The following is an 8,289-nucleotide window of genomic DNA, read 5'->3' as shown; positions in this document are numbered from 1 at the left end:
GACCACGGCACCTTCGTCGGGGCCCATGCGGCAGGTGCCGATGGGATGGAAGATCGTGGTGCCGATTTGGCCCGCCGCCGCCGCGAGCGACTCGTCGCTGTCCGAATAGTCGGGACCCGGCTTGAATTCCTCCGGGCTGTAGGGGGCGAGCGCCGGCTGCGCGGCGATCTTTCGGGTGATGCGGATCGCGTTCGCCGCAACCTTCTTGTCCGCCTCGGTCGAGAGATAGTTCGGCTTGATCGCCGGGGCGGCCATCGGATCGGCGCTCTTGATCTCGACCGTGCCGCGGCTCTCCGGGCGGAGGTTGCAGACGCTGGCGGTAAAGGCGCCAAAAGAATGCAGAGGCTCGCCGAACGCGTCGAGCGAGAGCGGCTGCACGTGATATTCGAGATCCGCCGTTTCCTTCGAGGGATCGGACTTGGTGAAGAGCCCGAGCTGGGACGGCGCCATGGTCATCGGCCCGCGCTTGAAGAGAGCGTATTCGAGCCCGATGCCGAGCTTGCCGAGCAGCGAGTTGGCGCGCCGGTTCAGGGTCTCCACGTTCGAGACCTTGAAGGCGCAGCGGATCTGCAGATGGTCCTGCAGGTTACCGCCAACCGAAGCGTTGGCGTGGCGGACGGCGATGCCGTGGCTCTTTAGAAGCGCGGGGTCGCCAATGCCGGAAAGCTGCAGGATCTGCGGCGAACCGATGGCGCCGGCGGCAAGCACGAGTTCGCCGCTGCAGGAGGCGTGCGCGTCCTCACCTTTCACCGAGAGCGATATGCCGGTGCAGCGCGCGCCGTCGAACTGCAGCGCCCTGGCGTGGGCGTGGGTGACGATATGCAGGTTCTGCCGGTTGCGGACCGGCTTCAGGAAGGCGGTTGCTGCGCTCCAGCGGATGCCCTTCTTCTGGTTCACGTGGAAGTAGCCGACGCCCTCGTTGTCGCCGCGGTTGAAATCGTCGGTCTCCGGGATGCCGGCCTCGACCGCCGCCGCCTTGAAGGCGTCGAGGATTTCCCAGGAGAGGCGCTGGTTCTCGACACGGAGTTCACCCTCGCTGTTGCGATCCTTGTCGCCGCGCACATGAAAGCCTTCGGAGCGGTTGAAATAGGGCAGCACGTCGTCCCAGCCCCAGCCGGGATTGCCGAGCTGGCGCCACTGGTCGTAGTCCCGCGCCTGGCCGCGCATGTAGATCATGCCGTTGATCGAGGAGCAGCCGCCGATCACCTTGCCGCGCGGATAGTTCAGCGCCCGGCCGCCGAGCCCGTCTTCTGCCTCGGTCTTGAACAGCCAGTCGGTGCGCGGATTGCCGATGCAGTAGAGATAGCCGACCGGAATGTGGATCCAGTGGTAATTGTCGTCACCGCCCGCTTCCAGCAGCAGGACCTTCTTCGACGGATCGGCGGAGAGCCGGTTCGCCAGAACGCAACCGGCGCTGCCCGCGCCGACGATGATGTAGTCGTAGGTCCCGAGATCCCTGGCCACGGTCGTTCCATCCCCGATAGGTATTTTTTGTCAGTCTTGCAGGCGGTTCGGCGGCGGGCAAGCGCCGCCGCGCGATCCGGGCGATGTCAGCCGACCAGCGCCTGATAGACCAGCGTGCGCAGCTCGCGGCGCAGCGGATAGGAGGAGGAGGGCATGAGCTGGGTCATGTGCACCACGCTGATCTCCTCCTTCGGATCGATCCAGAACCCGGTCGAGGCGACGCCGCCCCAGGCCCATTCGCCGGCCGAGCCGAGCACCTGGGCCTGCGCCGGGTTCAGCACAACGGAGCCGCCGAGGCCGAAGCCGATGCCCTTCATCGGCATCTCGCTGAAGACCGACTGCCCCATCGAGGCCATGTCGCCCGGCAGGTGGTTCATCAGCATCATCTCGATGGACTTGCGGCCGAGCACCGGGTCCGCTCCGCCGCCGCCGTGGGACCGGATCATCTCCATGAAGCGAAGATAGTCGAAGGTCGTCGAGCAGAGCCCGCCGCCGCCGGAGAACATGGTGACCGAGTGGGCGTAGCGGCTCTCCTCGATCTCGTCGACGCGGCGGATGCCCTCGTCCTCGGTCTTTGCATAGCAAGCGCTGAAACGGTCGAGCTTGTCCGCCGGCACGGCGAAGAAACTGTCCTCCATGCCGAGCGGCTCGAAGATATGGTCGTGCAGATATTCCGCGAGGCTCATGCCGGACGCGGTCTCCACCACCCGTCCGAGCACGTCGGTCGAGACACCGTAATTCCAGCGCGTGCCGGGCTCGAAGACGAGCGGAATGTCGGCCAGCTTGGCGACGGTTTCGTCGAGCCGCCCGTGCTTCTCCGAGAAGTCGATCTTCGCCTTGCGCAGCGCCTTGCCGACCGGCCCCGGATCGAAGATGCCGTAGGTGAGGCCGGAGGTGTGGGTGAGCAGGTGATGCAGGGTAGGCTGGGTCTTCGCGACGCTCGTGCTCTCGCCGTCCTCGCCGAGCACCTTGAGGTTCGCCAGCTCCGGAATGTGCTTTGCCACCGGATCGTCGAGCTGAAGCGTGCCCGCCTCCAGCAACTGCATGATCGCCGCGCTGACGATCGGCTTGGTCATGGAATAGATGCGGTGGATGCCGCCCGGCTCGGCCTTGAGACCGTTCTCGACGTCGCGATGACCCGTCACCTCGTGAAACACGATCTCGCCTCGCCGCGCGATCAGGGTTTCGGCGAAAGGCAGCTTGCCGCCCTCGACATAGCGCGCCATCCAGTCGCTGATGCGCTTGAGGCGGGCGGCGCTGAAGCCGTGTTTGGCGGGCTTTGCGGTCTTGAAGTCGGTCATGCTTTGAATCCGGATGGCGTGAGAGATCGCGAGAAGGGGGCGATTAGACGTCGTCGGATCCCGTGCGGTCAACCGTCGCACCGCGATTGCAGCCTCGACAAGGCCGCACTAACGTTCCGGCAAAAGAAAAACAGGCGGCGCCACCGAGCGCTGTCTCATGTGAGGGAGGAATGCGTGCTGAATCTGGCACCGAAGAAACATGAGCTCGATCCGATCGAGCGGGCGAGCCGGGACGAGCTCTCGGCGCTGCAGCTTGGCCGGCTGCAATGGAGCCTCAGCCATGCCTACGAGAATTCACCGGTCTATCGCCGGAAGTTCGAGGAGGCCGGTGGCCATCCGGAGGAGATACTCTCCCTCGACGACCTTGCGCGCTTTCCCTTCACCCGGAAGGCGGATCTCCGGGAGCACTATCCCTTCGGCATGTTCGCCGTGCCGCGCGAGAAGCTGGCGCGGATTCACGCATCCTCTGGCACCACCGGCAAGCCGACGGTTGTCGGCTACACGAAGAAGGACATCGACGTCTGGTCCGAGGTCATGGCGCGCAGTATCCGCGCCTCCGGCGGCCGCGCGGGAGATGTCGTCCATGTCGCCTACGGCTACGGGCTCTTCACCGGCGGGCTCGGCGCGCATTACGGGGCCGAAAGGCTCGGATGCACGGTGGTTCCGGCCTCCGGCGGGATGACGGAACGGCAGATCACCCTGATCCGCGATTTCGGCGCCAACGTCATCATGGTGACCCCGTCCTATATGCTTTCGATCCTGGATGAGTTCCGCGCCCAGGGGATCGATCCGCGCGACACGAAACTGAAGGTCGGCATCTTCGGGGCCGAGCCCTGGACCGGTTCGATGCGCAAGGAGATCGAGGACGCCTTTGATATGCACGCGGTCGATATCTACGGGCTTTCGGAAATCATCGGGCCGGGTGTCGCGAACGAGTGCGTCGAGACCAAGGACGGCCTGCATATCTGGGAGGACCACTTCTATCCCGAGGTGATCGACCCGGCGACCGGCAAGGTCCTGCCGGAAGGCGAGCGCGGCGAGCTGGTGCTGACCTCGCTCACCAAGGAGGCGTTCCCGGTGGTGCGCTACCGCACCGGCGACCTGACGCGTCTGCTGCCGGGCACAGCGCGGACAATGCGGAGAATGGAGAAGGTGACGGGCCGCGCCGACGACATGATGATCGTTCGTGGCGTGAACGTCTTCCCGACCCAGATCGAGGAACAGCTTCTGAAATGCGACGGGCTGGCGCCGCATTACCAGATCGAGCTCACCCGCGAGGGCCGCATGGACACCATGACGGTGATCTGCGAGGCGAAGTCGGATGCGGCCGGCGAGGAGGCGCACGCGGCGGCCAGCGCGAAGGAACTGGCGCATCACATCAAGAGTGTGATCGGGGTCAGCGCAAAGGTGGTCGTCGGGCAGCCTGGCAGCGTCGAGCGGTCCCAGGGCAAGGCACGCCGCGTCGTCGACAAGCGCCCGCCAGGATAGCCGAGAGTCTGCACCGGGTTTAATCTGGTAGAGTTTGAAACAATTTTAACCATTGCGCGGTACTTCTTGAAGCCGCGTGGATTGTTTCCAGATCCCCGGGGGGCGCATGTCCGCATCGAGACTCATCCGTATCCTGATCAGCCTTGCCATCATCATCGGTGCGATCGTCGTCCTCTATCCGAGGATCTTCAGCGAGATCCGCTCGAACGGAACGATCAATGCCCGGGTCGTGACCGTTCAGGCGCCCATCAGCGGAACCATCCTGCGCGATCTTCCGGATGTCGGCAGTCTGGTGGACGACGGTGCGTTGCTTACCCGGATCACCGATGACAGCGAGAGCCAGGGGCTGGTCAGCAGCCTGACGGTGGAGCGCGATTTCCTGACAGCGCGAATCTCCGCCCTCGAGGAGCGTCTTTCCGAGGCGGTGACGATGTCGGACGTGCTCGACCGGCGTGTCGCGCGCTATGGCGAGAGTCTGCTGGAGAATCTTGCCTATCGTGCTCGGGAGGCGACCGCGCGCCGGGAATACTGGCAGGCGCTGCTCGAGGAGCGGGCCAGTACGGTCAAACGCAACAAGGATCTCGTCGCCAAAGGCGCGATCACGGCGGTCCGGCTCGAGGAGGCCCGGTCCCAGCTTTCCCAGGCACGGGAGGAGATCAACCGGGCGCAGGCCGACATCGACCGTTTCGATCAGGAGCTGAAATCTGCGAAAAGCGGCGTCTTCATCAGCGACGGTCAGAACGATGTTCCCTATTCGCAGCAGCGTCTCGACGAACTCGAGATCCGCAAGTCCGACCTGAAACTGGAACTCGCGGAAACCCGCGGGCGTCTCACAGCGATTGGCGAGCAGCTTGGGGTCGAGGGGCCGCGGGCGGAGCGGAGGCAGCTGGCAACGGTCCGCAGTCCGCTGAAGGGGATCGTCTGGCGCCGCATGGCGAGCGCCAACCTCGAGGTCACGCGGAACAACGATCTTCTGAAGATCCTCGATTGCAGCACGGTATTCGCCGAGATCGCGATCTCGGAAGAGACGGCGGAGACTCTGAATGTCGGCGATCCGGTCACCGTCCGTCTCCAGGGCAGCGCCACCTACTACAGGGCGGAGGTCCGGGAGATTCGCGGGACGCGCTCGGTCACGCCGGGGTTCGAATATGCCGCCGCTCCGCCGCTCCTCAAGAAGGACGAGGTGCTGCTGGTCGCCGGCTTCTCGTCCGATGATGTCTATGCCCAGCCAGAGAGCTTTTGCGGTGTTGGCCGCAGGGCCGAAGTGACGATCGAGAGCAAATCCGCAGCGGCCTCCGGTGCCAACTGATGCCGTTGCTGGAAGCCGTCGCTCCGGTCCTGCTGATCGTCGCGGTATTTCTGTTGCTGTCGGAAACGGCGGGCCCGCGCAAACCCTGGGCAAGATGGGCGGTCCTGATCGTCGCCACCGTCGTGGTCGCCCGCTATCTGCCCTGGCGCTTCACCGAGACGGTGGCCACGCGCTCGATCCTGACAGTCAACGGCGCCTGGATCTGGTTCCTCTTCGCGATCGAATGCATCTATATCGCCGACCTGCTGAAGATCCTGCTTGTCCGGACGCGCATCGTCGACCGGTCTGCCGAGGCGGACGAGGCGGAAGCGCGCCTGAAGGCGCGGCCGCGCGCGGACTGGCCGAAGGTCGACGTGCTTATTCCGACCTACAACGAACCGTTGGACGTTCTCGAACGCTCGATCATCGGGGCTCTTAATCTCGATTACCCTAATTTCGAGGTCTGGGTGCTGGACGACGGTGACCGCGACTGGCTCCGGGACTTCTGCGCCGAGAATGGCGCGCGCTATCTCCGGAGGCCGGAGCACAAGCACGCCAAGGCCGGGAACATCAACAACGCGCTGGCCCAGACAGACGGAGATTTCGTAGCGGTTCTGGACGCCGACTTCGTGCCTTACCGCTGGTTCCTCAACCGCACGGTTGGGCTGTTTGACGACCAGAGCATCGGGATCGTGCAGACGCCCCAGCATTTCTTCAATCGCGACCCCGTTCAGCGCAATCTCTGGATCGCCGACCGCTGGCCGGACGAACAGCGGCTTTTTTTCGACCATCTCGCGCCGTCGCTCGACGCCTGGGATTCCATGTTCTGCTGCGGGTCCTGCGCGGTGATGCGGCGGGCCGCGCTGGACGCGATCGGCGGCGTTCCGACCCAGTCGATCACCGAGGACATCCTGACGACACTGGAGATGTTCCGCGCCGGATATCGGACCCGGTATCTCAATGAGCGCCTGACCATCGGGCTCGCGGCGGAATCCCTGGAGGCGTTTTACGTGCAGCGGCAGCGCTGGTGCCAGGGCGGGATCCAGACGCTCTTCCTGCGCGCCGGACCGCTTTTCGGCACGGGGATCAGCCTGATCCAGCGTATTTTGCTTTTCCCGATCTATTGGGTCTTCCATATCCCCGCGCGGCTGATCGTGCTGCTGGTCCCGATCATGTATTTCTGGTTCGGCCTGGAGCCGCTCGACAATGCCAGGGGTTTCGAAATCCTTTACTGGCAGCTGCCGATCCTCTTCACCGGTTGGGCGGCGACCCTGTTCTACTTCGGACGCAACGGGCTCCCGATCCTGAATGACGGACCTGCGATCCTCGTCTCGCTGCGGCTTGCGCCGGTTGTCTTGTCTTCTCTCGTGCGCCCGTTCGGGCGGCCGTTTCAGGTCACGCCGAAAGGCAGTCTCACGACGGAGGACGCGGCCGTCTCCACGGTCGAGGCCGTCATCATCACCACACTCATTCTGCTCAGCCTCGGCGGTCTCTGGATCAATATCCCGAGCGACACCCGCATCATCGAAAACGACTCGTTTCTGTTGATCGGCGGCTTCTGGACGGGGCTCAATGTCGTGACGCTTTCCCTCGCGTTGCTGCTGTGTTTCGAAAACCCCGTCCGCCGGCTTCAGGAACGCTTTCCGATCAGGCTGGAGGCAAGGCTCTCGGGCAAACAGGGGGAAGCCGTCGAGATCCGTGTCGAGGATCTGTCTCTCTCCGGCGCGTCCGGACGGGTCGGAGACGGGAGGCGGGTTTCGGTCGGGTCCGAATGGGACCTCCAGTTGCCGGACGGCCCGCCGGTCCCAGGCCGGGTGGCCCGGGTTGTCGAAGGGGAAGGGGATGCGCGGATCGGGTTCGACTTCGTCCCGGTCCTGAAGGGCAAGCGCCGCAAGCAGATGATCCGCTATCTCTACACAACGGGCATCGACAATGCGGCGCATGCGGGGCAGACGGCGTCGCTGCTTACTGGTTTGCTGCGGCGCCTCTTCGGCGAGAGCAGTGCCAGCCGGGACCGCTTGATGCGGAAAAAGGGCGGCTAAGCGCCGTGCTTTTCCCGGCTGTCGGCCGGCGCTTCGTCCCGGTCGTTCATGCCGTAATCCCGCAGTACCGACGCGACGCGCAACCGGTAATCCTTGAACAGCTTCGTCCGTCCCTCAGCCTGGGCGCCGCGGTGGGCGACCAGCTTGCGCCAATCCTCCACTGCTTTCTCGTCGCGGAAGAAGGAGAGCGAGACCAGCTTGCCCTCGTTGGTCAGGCTCGCGAAACGCTCGACGGAGATGAAGCCGTCCACCTGTTCGATCAGCGCGCGCATGCTGGCGGCGATTTCCAGGTAGCGGTCCTTGTATTCTGGCTTGGGCTCGACTTCGAAGATCACGGCGATCACGGCATATCTCCCTCTTTGACCGGGTTCGAAGCATTGATAAGGAAAGTCCGGTCCTCGCGCAGCAGGAACCGTTCCCGCTGTGCGAATTCGTAATTCTCCCGGCCGAGCGGATCGGCAGCGAGGCGTTTGCGATAGGCCTCGTACTCGGCGAGGCTTTCGACGTTGTAGACGCCGTAGGCGAGGGTGCTGGAACCTTCGTGCGGGGCGAAATAGCCGATCAGGTCGGCGCCGCAGCGCGGGATCGCCTCGCCCCAGGTGCGGGAATACTGAATGAACTGGGCCTTCTTGGTCGGGTCGATATGGTAGCGGATGAAGCAGGTGAGCATCGGGTCCTCCAGTTGATTTCGGCGGACAGTCCCACA

The 8,289-nt window shown here is 64.3% G+C and carries 7 protein-coding genes; 3 read left to right on the top strand and 4 right to left on the bottom strand.

Annotation, left to right across the window (positions count from 1 at the left end; all coding sequences use genetic code 11):
- Nucleotides 1-1,464 (bottom strand): GMC family oxidoreductase N-terminal domain-containing protein (locus JJ959_RS19215; protein ID WP_292887404.1); only part of this gene is annotated, 1,464 nt, incomplete at its 3' end.
- Nucleotides 1,465-1,550: 86 nt separating this feature from the next.
- Nucleotides 1,551-2,765, bottom strand: a complete 1,215-nt coding sequence (locus JJ959_RS19210) for a serine hydrolase domain-containing protein (RefSeq protein ID WP_292887401.1) — start codon at nucleotides 2,763-2,765, stop codon at nucleotides 1,551-1,553.
- Between the two features lie 174 nt (nucleotides 2,766-2,939).
- Here JJ959_RS19210 and paaK point away from each other — a divergent pair, with 174 nt between their 5' ends.
- The 3 genes from paaK to JJ959_RS19195 all read left to right on the top strand — a co-directional run bounded on the left by paaK (nucleotide 2,940) and on the right by JJ959_RS19195 (nucleotide 7,583).
- Nucleotides 2,940-4,253, top strand: a complete 1,314-nt coding sequence (paaK, locus tag JJ959_RS19205; protein WP_292887398.1) for a phenylacetate--CoA ligase PaaK — start codon at nucleotides 2,940-2,942, stop codon at nucleotides 4,251-4,253.
- 106 nt (nucleotides 4,254-4,359) lie between these two features.
- The gene (locus tag JJ959_RS19200; RefSeq protein WP_292887395.1) at nucleotides 4,360-5,562 is read left to right on the top strand and encodes an HlyD family efflux transporter periplasmic adaptor subunit; all 1,203 of its coding nucleotides are present in this window, start codon (nucleotides 4,360-4,362) and stop codon (nucleotides 5,560-5,562) included.
- Nucleotides 5,562-7,583: a glycosyltransferase gene (locus tag JJ959_RS19195; RefSeq protein WP_292887393.1), complete on the top strand. Its 2,022-nt coding sequence runs from the start codon at nucleotides 5,562-5,564 to the stop codon at nucleotides 7,581-7,583. Before JJ959_RS19200 ends, JJ959_RS19195 begins: the two co-directional genes overlap by 1 nt.
- Here JJ959_RS19195 and JJ959_RS19190 read toward each other — a convergent pair.
- Together JJ959_RS19190 and JJ959_RS19185 are read right to left on the bottom strand one after the other, a co-directional pair.
- A complete protein-coding gene (locus tag JJ959_RS19190; protein WP_292887390.1) occupies nucleotides 7,580-7,927 on the bottom strand; it encodes an antibiotic biosynthesis monooxygenase in 348 nt (115 codons plus the stop codon). The two genes, JJ959_RS19195 and JJ959_RS19190, sit on opposite strands and share 4 nt — an antisense overlap.
- Nucleotides 7,924-8,253 carry an NIPSNAP family protein gene (locus tag JJ959_RS19185; RefSeq protein ID WP_292887388.1) on the bottom strand — a complete coding sequence of 110 codons (330 nt, stop codon included), beginning with the start codon at nucleotides 8,251-8,253 and terminating at the stop codon, nucleotides 7,924-7,926. The genes JJ959_RS19190 and JJ959_RS19185 overlap by 4 nt, the downstream gene beginning before the upstream one ends.
- Nucleotides 8,254-8,289: the final 36 nt, after the last annotated feature.

Source organism: Nisaea sp. (assembly GCF_017640745.1).
GTDB lineage: Bacteria > Pseudomonadota > Alphaproteobacteria > Thalassobaculales > Thalassobaculaceae > Nisaea.
Note: the sequence above shows the minus strand (reverse complement) of the source record. Positions and strands in the feature narration are given on the sequence as shown.